A 12,974-nucleotide genomic window follows, 5' to 3' on the forward strand; every position below is an offset into this window, starting at 1 on the left:
CGCTGGTTGAATGCTGGCGTGAGCATCCTGTCGATCCAGTCCTCGGTCGCCTACGGCCACGTCGGCAACAGCGCCGCCGTCTTCCCCCTCCAGCGGCTGGGGGTCGAGGTCTGGCCCGTCCACACCGTTCACTTCTCGAACCACACGGGTTACGGGGAGTGGCGTGGGCCGTTGCTGCCCGCCGCCGACCTCCGCGCAGTCCTACGGGGCGTCGAGGAGCGTGGCGCGTTCGCCGAGGTCGACGCGGTGCTGTCCGGTTACCAGGGAGGCGAGGACATCGGGGACGTGATCCTCGACGCCGTGGCGCGGGTCAAGGCGGCCAACCCCAGTGCGATCTACGCCTGCGACCCGGTGATGGGCAACGCCAAGAGCGGCTGCTTCGTGCACCCGGCGATCCCGGTGCTGCTGCGCGAGCGCGTGGTCCCGGCCGCCGACCTGATCACGCCCAACCAGTTCGAGCTCGGCTACCTCACGGGCACGCAGCCTCGGACCATCGAGGAGACGCTGGCCTCCGTTGACCTCGCGCGCGCCCTGGGTCCGTCGATCGTGCTGGTCACGAGCGTCGAGCGGCCCGACGCCCCCGCCGACACCATCGAGATGATGGCCGTCACCGACGACGGCGCATGGATCGTCCAGACGCCGCGACTGGCCATGAAGGCCAACGGTTCCGGCGATGTCACGGCTGCCCTGTTCACCGCGCACCTGCTGTCGACCGGCGACCCGGCGGTGGCCCTGGCCCGGACGTCGAGCAGCGTGTTCGACCTGCTCCAGAACACCCTCGACGCCGGCGAGCGAGAGCTCCAGCTGGTCCAGTCGCAGGAGACCATCGCCGAGCCGCGACTGCAGTTCGAGGTCAGCCGGCTCCGTTGAGGGGCCAGTAGCAGAAGCGCCGACTGGCAGGGGCTCCTACAGGATGACGAGGTCGTCGCGGTGGACGACCTCACGCTCGTACTCCGGCCCGAGCTCCCTGGCCAGCTCGTGGGTCGAGCGGCCGAGCATGCCGGGCAGCTCGGCAGAGCTGTAGTTGACCAAGCCCCTGCCGACCACGCGCCCCTCGGGAGCACACAGGTCCACGGGGTCACCGTCGGAGAAGGTGCCCTCGACCCCGGTGATCCCGGCAGGCAGCAGCGACGTACGCCGCTCGGTGACCGCACGCACTGCCCCCGGGTCGAGCAGCAGCCGGCCCATCGGCGTCGTGGCGTGGGCCAGCCACAGCTTGCGGGAGGTGCGGCGCGAGCCCGTGGGGACGAAGACCGTCCCGACGTCCTCGCCGGCCAGCGCCGCCTCGACCTGGGTCGCACTGGTGAGCACGGTCGTGATCCCCGCGGCGTTGGCGATGGAGGCCGCCTCGACCTTGGTGACCATTCCGCCGCTGCCGACGCTCGAACCCGTGCCGCCGATCGCGATCACGTCCAGGCCCGCTCCCCCGACCACGGTCGGCACCCGCTTGGTGCCGGCTCGGCTGGGCGGCCCGTCATACAGGGCGTCCACGTCAGTGAGCAGGACGAGCCCGTCGGCGTGCACGAGGTGGGCCACCAGGGAGGCGAGCCGGTCGTTGTCCCCGAACCGGATCTCGTGGGTGGCCACGGTGTCGTTCTCGTTGACGATGGGCACGATGCCGAGCTCGAGCAAGCGGTCCAGGGTGCGGCGGGCGTTGGTGTAGTGCGACCGCCGGGTCATGTCGTCGGCCGTGAGGAGCACCTGCCCCACCGTCAGCCCGTGGACACCAAAGGCCCGCTGGTATGCCGCGACGAGGGCTCCCTGCCCCACACTGGCCGCGGCTTGCTGGGTCGCGAGGTCCCAGGGCCGCCTGGTCAGGCCGAGAGGTGCGATGCCCGCGGCGATGGCGCCAGAGGACACCAGCACGACCTGGTGACCGGCGAGGCGTCGCTTGGCGAGCACGTCGACGAGCGCGATGAGCCGCTCCTCGTCGAGCGCCCCTCCCCCGACGTCGGTCAGGCTCGACGAACCGACCTTGACCACGAGGCGCCGGGCGCGGGCCACGTCCCCCCGGCGGTCAGCCGCGCTCATCCCTCGACGCTCATTCCTCGGCGTCCTCGTCCTTCGCCGTAGCCCAGTGACCGGCCCGACGCTCGGCAGCGAGCTCGTCGCGGGCGGCGGTCTTGGCCGCGCGACGGTCGGCGTAGTCGGCCCGCTTGTCGTCGCGGGTGGGACGGGCAGCGTCCTCGAGCCGCAGGTCGGTGCCGCGGGCGCCGAGCAGCTCGGCGCCGGCCACGAGGGTGGGTTCCCAGTCGAAGACGACGGCGTCGTCCTTCGGGCCGATGAGCACGGTGGCTCCGGCGACCGCGCCAGCGGCGAAGAGCGCCTGCTCGACGCCGGCCCGGCCCAGCCGGTCGGCGAGGTAACCCACGGCCTCGTCGTTGGAGAAGTCGGTCTGGCGCACCCAGCGGGTGGGCCGCTCACCGTCGATGCGGAAGACCTCGCCGTCCGGGGTGTTCTCGCGGATGACCTTGAAGCCGGTGTCGTCGACCGACTTGGGCCGGATCACGATGCGCTGCGGGGTGGCCGCGGCTGCGGCCTCGATCTCGGCCCGAGCGGCCTTGACCTGCCGCGCCATGGCGAAGGTCAGCTCGCGCAGCCCCGTGTGGGCGACCGCGGACACGAGGAACACCTCGATGCCGCGCGCCTCGAGGTCGGGCTTGACCATGTCGGCCAGCTCGTTCGCGTCAGGGACATCGGACTTGTTGAGCACGACCATGCGCGTGCGCTCGGCCAGCGGTCGGCCGCCGAGGGTCGCGTCAGGGACGTACTGGGCGAGCTCGCGCTCGATGACGTCGAGGTCGCTCATCGGGTCGCGGCCGGGCTCCAGGGTCGCGCAGTCGATCACGTGCACCAGGACCGAGCACCGCTCGACGTGGCGCAGGAACTCCAGCCCGAGGCCCTTGCCCTCGCTGGCGCCCGGGATCAGCCCGGGGACGTCGGCGATGGTGAAGCGAGCGTCACCGGCCTGGACGACGCCGAGGTTGGGCACCAGCGTGGTGAACGGGTAGTCCGCGATCTTGGGTCGCGCGGCCGACAGCACCGACACGAGAGAGGACTTCCCTGCAGAGGGGAAGCCGATCAGCGCGACGTCGGCGAGCGACTTGAGCTCGAGGACGATGTCGAGGGTGTCACCGGGCTCACCGAGCAGGGCGAAGCCGGGCGCCTTGCGACGGGCCGACGACAGGGCCTTGTTGCCGAGGCCACCCCGGCCACCCTTGGCGACGATGAACTCACCGTCGAGTCCGACGAGGTCCATCAGCACCTCACCGGCGCCGTCCTTGACGACGGTGCCCTCCGGGACGGGCAGCACCAGGTCGCCGCCGTCGGCGCCGTTGCGCTCGTCACCGGCGCCGGGCTTGCCGTTCGTCGCCTTGCGGTGGGGGTGGTGGTGGTAGTCCAGCAGCGTGGTGGCGTTCGGGTCGACGCGCAGGATGACGTTGCCGCCACGCCCGCCGTTGCCACCGTCCGGGCCTCCGAGCGGCTTGAACTTCTCGCGCTTGACGGAAGCCACTCCGTGTCCGCCGTCGCCGGCAGCGACGTGCAGCACGACGCGGTCGACGAAGGTGGTCATGGGGCTCCTCTGGTCTCAGGCATGAATTCTAGGTGGGACGGGTGGAGGGGGCGGGCCCGAGTCGGGCCCGCCCCCTCCGGTGCGGTGCGTCGCGCGGCCTGGCCACGCGGCATACCGAAGTTTCTGATCTCCTGCTTCGCCCGGAGGTATCTGATCTCCTGCTTCGCCCGGAAGTATCTGATCTCCTGCTTCGCCCGGAGGCTCAGCTGGCGTCCGAGGTCTCCAGCGGGACGATGTTGACGACCTTGCGCCGACGCTTCGTGCCGAACTGGACGTTGCCCGCGACGAGCGCGAACAGCGTGTCGTCGCCGCCACGGCCGACGCCGTCACCGGGGTGGAAGTGCGTGCCACGCTGGCGGACGAGGATCTCGCCCGCGTTCACGAGCTGGCCGCCGAAGCGCTTGACGCCGAGGAACTGTGCGTTCGAGTCGCGACCGTTGCGGGTCGAGGACGCACCCTTCTTGTGTGCCATGTCAGTACCTGCCTATGTCTTGTTCTGGTCCGAAACTCAGGCGTCGATCGAGGTGATCTTGACCTGGGTCAGGTGCTGACGGTGGCCCTGACGCTTGCGGTAGCCGGTCTTGTTCTTGTACTTCATGATCGTGATCTTGGGGCCCTTGGCGGCCTTGACGACCTCAGCCTTGACGCTGACCTTGGCGAGCTTGGCAGCGTCGCTGGTCACGGTCGAGCCGTCGACGACGAGCAAGGGGGTCAGGTCGATGCTGTCGCCAGCCTTGCCGCTGACCTTGTCGATGATGAGGACGTCGCCGACGGAAACCTTCTCCTGGCGACCACCAGCGCGAACAATCGCGTACACGTGGAACTCTTTTCTACTTCGGGAAGCACGCGCTCTCTGTCTGGACCAGCCAGCAGCTACCCGCGCTGTGACTGAACACAGACGCGGACGCCGGATGGTGGGCGCACCAAGGATGAAGATTACCGGCTAGGGGCCTTGCCGACCAAACCGGCGGTCGTGCGGCACACCGAGGGGTGATCCACCGGTATGCCGCACGGCTCAGGCCTGCTCTGCCGTCGCCTCCGCGGRGGGCTCGCCGTCGGCGTCGCCGGCGCCTGCGCGCGGCGGGCCGGCCGGTGCGACGACGCGGCCGCGCTTGCGGCGCTTCGGGGCCAGGGCCACGGGCTCGGGAGCGAGCTCGCGGACCGGCTCGGGCTCCGTCAGCGTCTCAGGGACAACCTCAGGGACAACCTCAGGGGCAACCTCAGAGGCAGTCTCCGGGACAGCCTGGTCGGGCTGCTCCTGGTCGACGTCCTCGTGCACCTCGACGACCGGTGCATCCTGCCCACCCAGGTCGTCGTGCTCGGCGTGGTCGTGGTCGTCGTCGTGGTGGTGGTGGTGGTCGGCCGACTTCAGGGCCGCCGCGTGCGCGGCTGCGGCGATCTGGGCCGGAGTCGGACCGGAGTGGACCGGCTGCGGCGGGGCCTGCTCCTCAGGGGCCGAGGTGCCGGAGCGTCCGCGACGGCCGCGGCCACTGCGTGAGTTCTGGCCGCTCGAGCCGGCGCCACCCTGACTGCCGCCACCGCTGTCCCGGTTGTCGCGGCTGTCCCGGCCGTCGCCACCGGACGACCGGTCGACCGGGTCGGCGTGCACGATGATCCCGCGTCCACCGCAGTGTTCGCAGGTCTCGGAGAAGACCTCGATGAGGCCCGACCCGACGCGCTTGCGGGTCATCTGGACCAGGCCGAGCGAGGTCACCTCGGCGACCTGGTGCTTGGTCCGGTCCCGGCCCAGGCACTCCAGGAGGCGGCGCACCACGAGGTCGCGGTTGCTCTCCAGCACCATGTCGATGAAGTCGATGACGATGATGCCGCCGATGTCGCGCAGCCGGAGCTGGCGGACGATCTCCTCGGCCGCCTCGATGTTGTTCTTGGTGACGGTCTCCTCGAGGTTGCCCCCCGAGCCGACGAACTTGCCCGTGTTGACGTCGACGACCGTCATGGCTTCCGTGCGGTCGATGACCAGGGAGCCACCCGAGGGCAGCCAGACCTTGCGGTCCATGGCCTTGGCGATCTGCTCGTCCACGCGGTAGTGGGTGAACAGGTCCTCCTCGGACGTCCACTTCTGGAGCCGCTCGGCGAGGTCGGGGGCGACGTCGCCGAGGTAGTCGCTGACCTCGCCGTAGGCCTGGTCGCCGGCAACCACGAGGGAGGTGAAGTCCTCGTTGAAGACGTCGCGGATGACGCGGACCGTGAGGTCCGGCTCGCCGTGGACGAGGGACGGCGACCCGCCCTTGGCCTTGCCCTTGGAGTCGGCCTTGCCCTTGATCTTGTCCCACGTCTTGGTGAGTCGCTCCACGTCGGCGCGCAGCTCCTCCTCGCTCGCCCCTTCGGCGGCGGTGCGCACGATAACGCCGGCGGTGTCCGGCACGACCTCCTTGAGGATGCCCTTGAGGCGGCTGCGCTCGGTGTCGGGGAGCTTGCGGGAGATGCCCGTCATCGAGCCCTCGGGCACGTAGACGAGGTAACGGCCCGGGAGCGAGATCTGGCTGGTCAGCCTGGCGCCCTTGTGACCGATCGGGTCCTTGGTGACCTGCACGAGAACGGTGTCACCGGACTTGAGGGCGTTCTCGATGCGCTTGGGCTGGTTGTTCTCCAGCCCCGCGGCATCCCAGTTGACCTCACCGGCGTACAGCACGGCGTTGCGGCCCTTGCCGATGTCGACGAAGGCAGCCTCCATGGACGGGAGCACGTTCTGGACCCGGCCGAGGTAGACGTTGCCCGCCATCGAGGCGTTGCTCTCGCGCGACACGTAGTGCTCGACGAGGACGTTGTCCTCGAGCACGCCGATCTGGGTGCGGCCCTCACGCTCGCGGACGACCATGACGCGCTCAACGCTCTCGCGACGGGCGAGGAACTCGGCCTCGGTGATGATCGTGCGACGACGGCCGGCCTCGCGGCCCTCGCGGCGACGCTGCTTCTTGGCCTCGAGGCGGGTCGAGCCCTTCACGCTCTGCGGCTCGTCGCGGCGGGACTCGCGCACGCGGGTCACGGTGCCGGGCGGGTCGTCCCCCTCGGCCGAGGAACCACTGCGGCGACGGCGACGACGACGACGGCTCGACGACGCGTCGCCGTCACCACCCTGGTCGTCGAGGGCATCGGAGTCGGGGCCCTCGGAGGAGGGCTCGTCGTCGTCCTCAGAGGAAACAGCGGCGTCGGCGTCGCCCTGACCTCGGCCACGGCCGCGGCCCTTGCCGCCGCGGCGGCGCCGACGGCGACCGCCCTCGGAACCACCCTCGGAGTCGTCGTCGCCTGCGTGGCCGTCCCCACCCTGGTCGGCCTGCGCGGCGTCCTCGGTGCGTTCGGCGGTGTCGGCGTCCTCGCGGGCGGTTGCGTCGCCCTGGGCGCCGCCCTGCTGCCTGGCCCCACGGCCGCGGCGGCGGCGCGGTGCGGGTGCGTCCTGCACCTCGCCGACCTCGGCTGCACCATCGGCCTGCTCTGCCTCGCCTGTCGTGTCCTGCTCGGCGACCGGGGCTGCCTCCGTGACCTGCGGCGGTCCCGCCGCCTTGGTGGCCGCGCGGCGGCGCGTCGGCCGGGCCGCTGCCGGGTCCGGCGCCTGGAACACCACGCCGAAGCTCGGCACGGCAGCGGCAGTCGCTGCGGCCTCGTCCTCGGAAGTCTCGTCCTCGGGCGTCTCGCCCTCGGTGGCCTCGGTGGCCTCGTCGTCGATCGTCTCGTCGAGCGCCGGCTCGGCCGTGGCGCGGGTGGCCCGACGCGACCTCGTCCTGGGGGCGGGGGTGGCAGGCTCGGCGTCCACCGCGTTCAGGTCGGTGGTCTCGCCGATGGCCGTCCCGTCGACGGCGGGCTCCACGTCGGCGGCAAGGGAGTCGGCGGTGGCCTTGGCGGCCTTCTTGGGAGCCGCCTTCTTCGCGGTGGCCTTCTTCGCAGTCTTCTTGGTGGCCGACTTGGTGGCGGTCTTCCTCGCCGCGACCGGAGCTTCGGTCGTGTCGGCGGCATCCGTCTCGGTGGAGCCGAGGGCAGCGTCCAGGGCGAGGACGTCCTGCGCGACGACGGCTGCGCCCGAGTCGGTGACCTCGACAGCTTCCGGTGCGGACGCCTTCTTGGTCGCCCGTCGTGCACGCTTGCGGGCTGGTGCCGGGGCGCTGACGCCAGCGTCCGCAGCAGGCTCCTGCGCGAAGGTACCCGAGGTGTCTGGGCCCTCTGAGGTGCCTGAGGAGTCTGAGGTGAACAGGTCTTCGTTGGAGGCCATTCGGCGCCCTTCCGTCACCCACGGGCGAAGGCCACACCGAGAGTCCCGGAGGACTCTCCCATCGGCCACGTGGTGCGCGGTGTTGCGTCGTGTCGGTGGCGGGTGCCGTCGACACGGAAGTCGGGTGGGCTACGCCCGTCAAGGCTCGCGCAGGTCGCGCGGCACCAGGTCAGGCGCCGTCGTCGTTCTTGTCGGCAGCCAGTGGATCAGCCACCCCAGCGGTTGCGGGTCGCAGCGGGCCTTGCGCCAGTCGGGTCACCAGGGGTGGTGTCGGTGGCGTGAGCTCCGTGGCTGCTCGCAGCGCGGTCAGGACGTCGTCGGGGCGTACGGCCGGTGTGGTGTGCCGTACAACCACCCGCAGTATCGCACAGTCGGGGCGCTGCGACGGCTCCGTGGTCATCGACACGACGGCCGATCTCACGTCGAAGGTCTTCGGACCGGTCTTGAAGGTGCGGGTGACCTCGACCCGGTCGAGCGCGAGGAGCTGGTCGGCGGCCTGCTGGAGCTGCTCGACGGTGAGCCCCGAGAAGTCCATCACCCAGTCGCTGCCCTGGAGCCGGTCCGCGAGCGCACCGGGGGCCGCTTCGACCACCTCGAGCACATCCAACCCCTCGGGCAGCGCCTCGTCGAGGGCCCGACGCACGGACTCGGGGTCGACCCTCTCGGTCACCGAGATCTCGAAGTACTCGGCCTCGCTGGCGGTCCCGGTGGGCGCGGCGTTCGCGTAGCTGATCTTGGGGTGCGGGTGGAAGCCGGCCGAGAACGCCATCGGCACCCCCGCACGGCGCAGGGCACGCTCGAGGGCACGCTGGAAGTCACGGGTGGAGGAGAACCGCAGCCGACCCCGCTTCGCGTACCGGATCCGCAGCTTCTGCACCGCCAGGGCGGGTGGGGGTCCTTCGGGAACGCGCTGCCTGGCCATGGGGCAAGCCTAGGCACCGGCTCCTGAGTGGCTCCATCGGGCCATGGTGGGCGGCTGCGCTCCGTGCCACGGTGGACTCGTGGCAGCGGGCGACGTCCTGCGCGACGTCGTGGAACGCACAGTGGTCTCGGACCACGTGGGCAAGTCGGGAGCGGGGCTCGAGCGGGTCCGGCTCCGGGACGGGCGTGCGCTCGTGGTCAAGCGGGTCGACCCCCGACACGACGTGACCCTGGCCATGACGGGCGGTGGGCTCTCCCCGGAGTACGTCCTGTGGCGTGACGGCACCTTCGACCGGCTGCCCCCGGGCATCGGTCACGCCGTGGTGGACGGCTGGGTCGAGGGTGACAGCACGGTCCTGGTGCTGCGGGACCTCGGCGACCGCGTCCTGACGTGGGAGGACCGGCTCTCGGCCGAGCAGGCGGCACAGACGATGACCGCAGTCGCCTCCCTCCACCGTGCCCTTCTCGGCCAGGCGCCGCCCGGACTGGCTCCGCTCGACCTCGTCGTGACGCTGTTCACCCCGCGACGCATCCGGGAGGCCCGGGTCGCCGAGGTCGAGCTCATGCGCCTGGCACTGCGCGGATGGGAGCTGTTCGCCGATGCCGTCCCGCCCGACGTCGCTGACCCCGTGCTCGGCCTGCTCGACGACCCCACCCCGCTCGTCACCGCCCTGCACCGTTCGCCGTCGACGTTGGCCCACGGTGACCTGGCCACGGTCAACATGGCGTTCGAGGGAGACGACCTCGTCCTCCTGGACTGGGCGATGGCGACGCAGGGACCGGGAGCCCTCGACATCGCCAGGTTCGTCGCCGGGTGCTCCTCGGTCGTCGAGGCGACGAGGGAGGACCTGATCGGCTGGTATCGGGCAGCGGCCGGCGAGGCATGCGACGACCGGACCATGCACCTCGGGCTCCTGTCGGCCATGGTCTGGCTGGGGTGGAACAAGGCGCTCGACGCGGTCGAGCACCCGGACCGGGCGATCCGGGCCCGGGAGAGGACGGACCTCGACTGGTGGGTACGGGCCACCAGAACGGCACTGCAGAGCGGAGCTATCTGATGGATCTCAACACGCTGTACCACCGCACGGTGGAGCGCTGGGCCGACGTCGTCGTCGCGGTCCGCGACGACCAGTGGGACTCCCCCACCCCCTGCAGCGAGTGGAGCGTGCGGGACCTGGTCAACCACGTGACGTCGGAGGACCTGTGGACCGCTGCCCTCCTGGAGGGCGGCACGATCCAGGAGGTGGGCGACCGCCTCGACGGCGACCTGCTCGGCGACGAGCCGGTGGCGCGGTCGATCGATGCGGCGAAGGCAGCCACCACGTCCGTCGCCGAGCGGCTCCCCCGGGGCGGCACGGTTCCCCTGTCCTTCGGCGACACCGACGTCGCCGAGTACGTCTGGCAGCTCGCCTCCGACCACCTCATCCACTCCTGGGACCTGTCGGCGGCGACCGGGACGGACCGGCGGCTCGACCCGACCCTCGTGGCGGGCGTGGCCGGCTGGTTCGCCGAGCGCGAGGAGGCCTACCGCAGCGTCGGCGCCGTGGCGCCACGGGCCATCTCCCACGGCGGGTCCCAGGCCGACCTGCTCGCCACCTTCGGACGCGACTCGGAGTGGGGCCCCAACCATGCCTGCGCCGCACGCTTCCTGCGGGCGTTCGGGAACGGTGACATGGACGCGGCCCTGCTGGAGATGACACCGGACTGCGTGTTCGAGGCCACGGGGCCGGCGCCGGACGGGGTCCGCCACGAGGGGGCCGATGCCGTGCGCGCCGTGTGGACACGGATGTTCGCCGAGACGACGGACCCTGTCTTCACGACCGAGGAGCAGTTCGTCGCCGGTGACCGGGCGCTGTTCCGCTGGTCCTACGCCTGGACGAACGACGACGGCACACCGGGCCATGTCCGCGGCGTGGACGTCATCCGCTTCCGCGACGGGCGCATCTGCGAGAAGTTGTCGTACGTCAAGGGCTGACCACGCACCGCTGACTACGCACCGCAACGGAATCCGCACTCGCCTGCGACCGGCCCGCCCGGGGTCCTAGCGTGGCCGCATGGCCCACCTCGACCGCGCCCGGCTCACCGCGCTCCTGAACCGTGAGCAGGCGGCATACACCGACAACCACCCCCGCAGCAGCGCCTTGTTCGAGGAGGCCGACAACCTCTTCGGCCGCGTGCCGATGACCTGGATGAACATGTGGTCCGGCGGATTCCCGCTCTACCTCGACCGCGCGACCGGCAACCGGGTCACCGACGTCGACGGCCACACCTACGTCGACTTCACCCTCGGCGACACGGGCGCGATGGCCGGCCACTCCCCTGCCGCGACCGTGGCCGCCGTCCAGCGCCGGGCCGGCGACCTGGGCGGCATCACCACGATGCTCCCGACCGCGGACGCCCAGTGGGTGGGCGCCGAGCTGGAGCGACGCTTCGGTATGCCGTTGTGGAGCTTCACGCTGTCCGCGACCGACGCGAACCGCTGGGCGATCCGGCTGGCACGGCTCGCCACCGGCCGGCCCAAGGTGCTGGTGTTCGCCTACTGCTACCACGGCTCGGTGGACGAGGCGTTCGCCCTGCCCGGTCCCGAGGGCAAGGCGCAGAGTCGCCCAGGGAACGTCGCTCCCCCGGTCGACCTCGATCTCACGACCCGCGTCGCGACCTGGAACGACCTCGCGTCGGTCGAGGCAGTGCTGGCCCACGGCGACGTCGCCGCGATCCTCACTGAGCCCGCCCTGACCAACATCGGGATAGTGCTGCCCGACGAGGGATTCCTGGCCGGGCTCCGCGAGCTCGCCACCCGGTACGGCGCCCTGTTGATGATCGACGAGACGCACACGTTCTCGGCCGGGTGGGGTGGCGCGACCCGTGAATGGCATCTGGAGCCGGACATCTTCGTCATCGGCAAGTCGATCGGTGGCGGGATCCCTTGCGGCGCCTACGGGATCTCCCGAGAGGTCGCCGATGCGGTCACCCGTCACACCGATGCCGGCGACGCCGACATCGTCGACGTGGGTGGCGTCGGCGGCACGCTGGCAGGCAACGCCCTGTCGACGGCGGCGATGCGGGCCACGCTCGCGGAGGTGCTCACGCCCGACGCGTTCAGCCACATGACCGAGCTGGCGACGGCCTTCACCGCCGGCGTCCAGGCGACACTCGACGAGCTCGATGTCCCCTGGTCGATCAGCCAGCTCGGCGCCCGCGCGGAGTACCGTTTCGCGCGTCCCGCACCCGGTAGCGGTCAAGAGTCCGCAGCGGCCGCCGACGACGTGCTCGATGCCTACCTGCACCTCGCGATGTGCAACCGGGGCATCCTCATGACGCCCTTCCACAACATGGCCCTGATGTGCCCCGAGACGAGCCGGGCGGACGTCGACCTGCACACCGCGACCTTCCGCGAGGTCGTGGGGGCCCTCTTCGCGTGACCACGGTCCTCGCCCCGCGGTCGGCCWGGCCKGGCCGACCGCTCGGCGCACGGCCCGGATTGTCTGGTGACGTGGCAGCGGCCCCGGCGTAACTTCGTCAGGTGGACCACTTCAGTGGGAAGCGGCCCCTGCAGAGAGCGGAGGGTTTCGAGGTGTTCATCCAGATCATCCAGGGAAAGTGTCGGGACGCGGACCGAATGCACCAGCTGACCGACGAGTGGCGAGAGCAGCTGGGACCGACGGCCGAGGGCTGGCTCGGGGGGACCTACGGCATGACCGACGACAACGAGTTCGTGGGCGTGGTCCGGTTCGAGAGCCGGGAGGCTGCTGCGAGGAACTCCACCAGGCCCGAGCAGGGTGAGTGGTTCACCAAGATGCAGGAGTGCTTCGACGGTGACGTCACCTTCCACGACTGCGACAACGCGCAGATGTTCCTGAACGGCGGTTCGGACGACGCGGGCTTCGTGCAGGTCATGCAGGGCCGGCTCAGTGACACCGAGCGGTTCCGGCGCTTCATGGACCAGCCGATGGACATGCTCCAGGAGCAGCGTCCCGAGATCATCGGCGGCACCATCGCGATCGACGAGGACGGTTTCTTCACCGAGACCATCGCGTTCCGGAGCGAGGAGGAGGCCCGCGTCGGCGAGAAGAAGGAGATGCCCGAGGACCGTCGTCGCGAGTTCGAGGACGAGATGGCCCAGGTGAGGGACATGCGCTACCTCGACCTGCACTCCCCGTGGTTCGCCAGCGCACCAGCCGGCGGGATGTCGATGAGCTGACCGGCTCGCCGACCCTCCCTCCCCCGTGCGGAACGTACGCCGCCCGCCCACCT

The 12,974-nt window shown here is 70.9% G+C and carries 11 protein-coding genes; 5 read left to right on the forward strand and 6 right to left on the reverse strand.

The genetic code is table 11. The annotated features are described in order from the left end of the window. The first annotated feature begins 18 nt into the window (after window positions 1–18). Complete coding sequence (gene pdxY, locus AC1DWP_RS15415) at window positions 19–870, forward strand: pyridoxal kinase PdxY (protein WP_477615372.1); 852 nt, start codon at window positions 19–21, stop codon at window positions 868–870. Between the two features lie 36 nt (window positions 871–906). Here the strand turns inward: pdxY and proB are convergent, their stop codons facing one another. The 6 genes from proB to AC1DWP_RS15445 all read right to left on the reverse strand — a co-directional run bounded on the left by proB (window position 907) and on the right by AC1DWP_RS15445 (window position 8,721). Next, window positions 907–2,031, reverse strand: coding sequence for a glutamate 5-kinase (proB, locus tag AC1DWP_RS15420; protein WP_477615373.1), 1,125 nt, complete (start codon window positions 2,029–2,031; stop codon window positions 907–909). Between the two features lie 10 nt (window positions 2,032–2,041). Continuing rightward, window positions 2,042–3,574 carry a GTPase ObgE gene (obgE, locus tag AC1DWP_RS15425; protein WP_477615374.1) on the reverse strand — a complete coding sequence of 511 codons (1,533 nt, stop codon included), beginning with the start codon at window positions 3,572–3,574 and terminating at the stop codon, window positions 2,042–2,044. 202 nt (window positions 3,575–3,776) lie between these two features. Beyond that, window positions 3,777–4,046 (reverse strand): 50S ribosomal protein L27, encoded by a 270-nt coding sequence (gene rpmA / locus AC1DWP_RS15430; RefSeq protein WP_179420401.1) that lies wholly within the window; start codon window positions 4,044–4,046, stop codon window positions 3,777–3,779. 36 nt (window positions 4,047–4,082) lie between these two features. Continuing rightward, window positions 4,083–4,391, reverse strand: a complete 309-nt coding sequence (gene rplU, locus AC1DWP_RS15435) for a 50S ribosomal protein L21 (RefSeq protein ID WP_140741724.1) — start codon at window positions 4,389–4,391, stop codon at window positions 4,083–4,085. Window positions 4,392–4,589: 198 nt separating this feature from the next. Then, the gene (locus AC1DWP_RS15440; RefSeq protein ID WP_477615375.1) at window positions 4,590–7,799 is read right to left on the reverse strand and encodes an Rne/Rng family ribonuclease; all 3,210 of its coding nucleotides are present in this window, start codon (window positions 7,797–7,799) and stop codon (window positions 4,590–4,592) included. Window positions 7,800–7,968: 169 nt separating this feature from the next. Further along, a complete protein-coding gene (locus AC1DWP_RS15445; protein WP_477615376.1) occupies window positions 7,969–8,721 on the reverse strand; it encodes a TIGR03936 family radical SAM-associated protein in 753 nt (250 codons plus the stop codon). A 79-nt stretch (window positions 8,722–8,800) separates the two neighbouring features. On the opposite strand from AC1DWP_RS15445, the gene AC1DWP_RS15450 reads away from it, so the two are divergent. The 4 genes from AC1DWP_RS15450 (at window position 8,801) to AC1DWP_RS15465 (ending at window position 12,921) form a co-directional block, all read left to right on the forward strand. After that, the gene (locus AC1DWP_RS15450; protein WP_477615377.1) at window positions 8,801–9,778 is read left to right on the forward strand and encodes an aminoglycoside phosphotransferase/kinase family protein; all 978 of its coding nucleotides are present in this window, start codon (window positions 8,801–8,803) and stop codon (window positions 9,776–9,778) included. Beyond that, window positions 9,778–10,695 (forward strand): TIGR03086 family metal-binding protein, encoded by a 918-nt coding sequence (locus tag AC1DWP_RS15455; protein ID WP_477615378.1) that lies wholly within the window; start codon window positions 9,778–9,780, stop codon window positions 10,693–10,695. Before AC1DWP_RS15450 ends, AC1DWP_RS15455 begins: the two co-directional genes overlap by 1 nt. Before the next feature lie 79 nt (window positions 10,696–10,774). Then, window positions 10,775–12,142 carry a transaminase gene (locus tag AC1DWP_RS15460; RefSeq protein WP_477615379.1) on the forward strand — a complete coding sequence of 456 codons (1,368 nt, stop codon included), beginning with the start codon at window positions 10,775–10,777 and terminating at the stop codon, window positions 12,140–12,142. A gap of 152 nt (window positions 12,143–12,294) precedes the next feature. Then, a complete protein-coding gene (locus AC1DWP_RS15465) occupies window positions 12,295–12,921 on the forward strand; it encodes a hypothetical protein (protein WP_477615380.1) in 627 nt (208 codons plus the stop codon). Window positions 12,922–12,974: the final 53 nt, after the last annotated feature.

Source organism: Pedococcus sp. P2_F6, from assembly GCF_056403675.1.

What these genes read in the sequence shown, in the direction of transcription:
- AC1DWP_RS15445 (WP_477615376.1), bottom strand. Translation starts at nt 8,721, where the DNA reads ATGGCCAGGCAGCGCGTTCCCGAAGGACCCCCACCCGCCCTGGCGGTG.
- proB (WP_477615373.1), bottom strand. Translation starts at nt 2,031, where the DNA reads ATGAGCGCGGCTGACCGCCGGGGGGACGTGGCCCGCGCCCGGCGCCTC.
- obgE (WP_477615374.1), bottom strand. Translation starts at nt 3,574, where the DNA reads ATGACCACCTTCGTCGACCGCGTCGTGCTGCACGTCGCTGCCGGCGAC.
- AC1DWP_RS15460 (WP_477615379.1), top strand. Translation starts at nt 10,775, where the DNA reads ATGGCCCACCTCGACCGCGCCCGGCTCACCGCGCTCCTGAACCGTGAG.
- rpmA (WP_179420401.1), bottom strand. Translation starts at nt 4,046, where the DNA reads ATGGCACACAAGAAGGGTGCGTCCTCGACCCGCAACGGTCGCGACTCG.
- AC1DWP_RS15455 (WP_477615378.1), top strand. Translation starts at nt 9,778, where the DNA reads ATGGATCTCAACACGCTGTACCACCGCACGGTGGAGCGCTGGGCCGAC.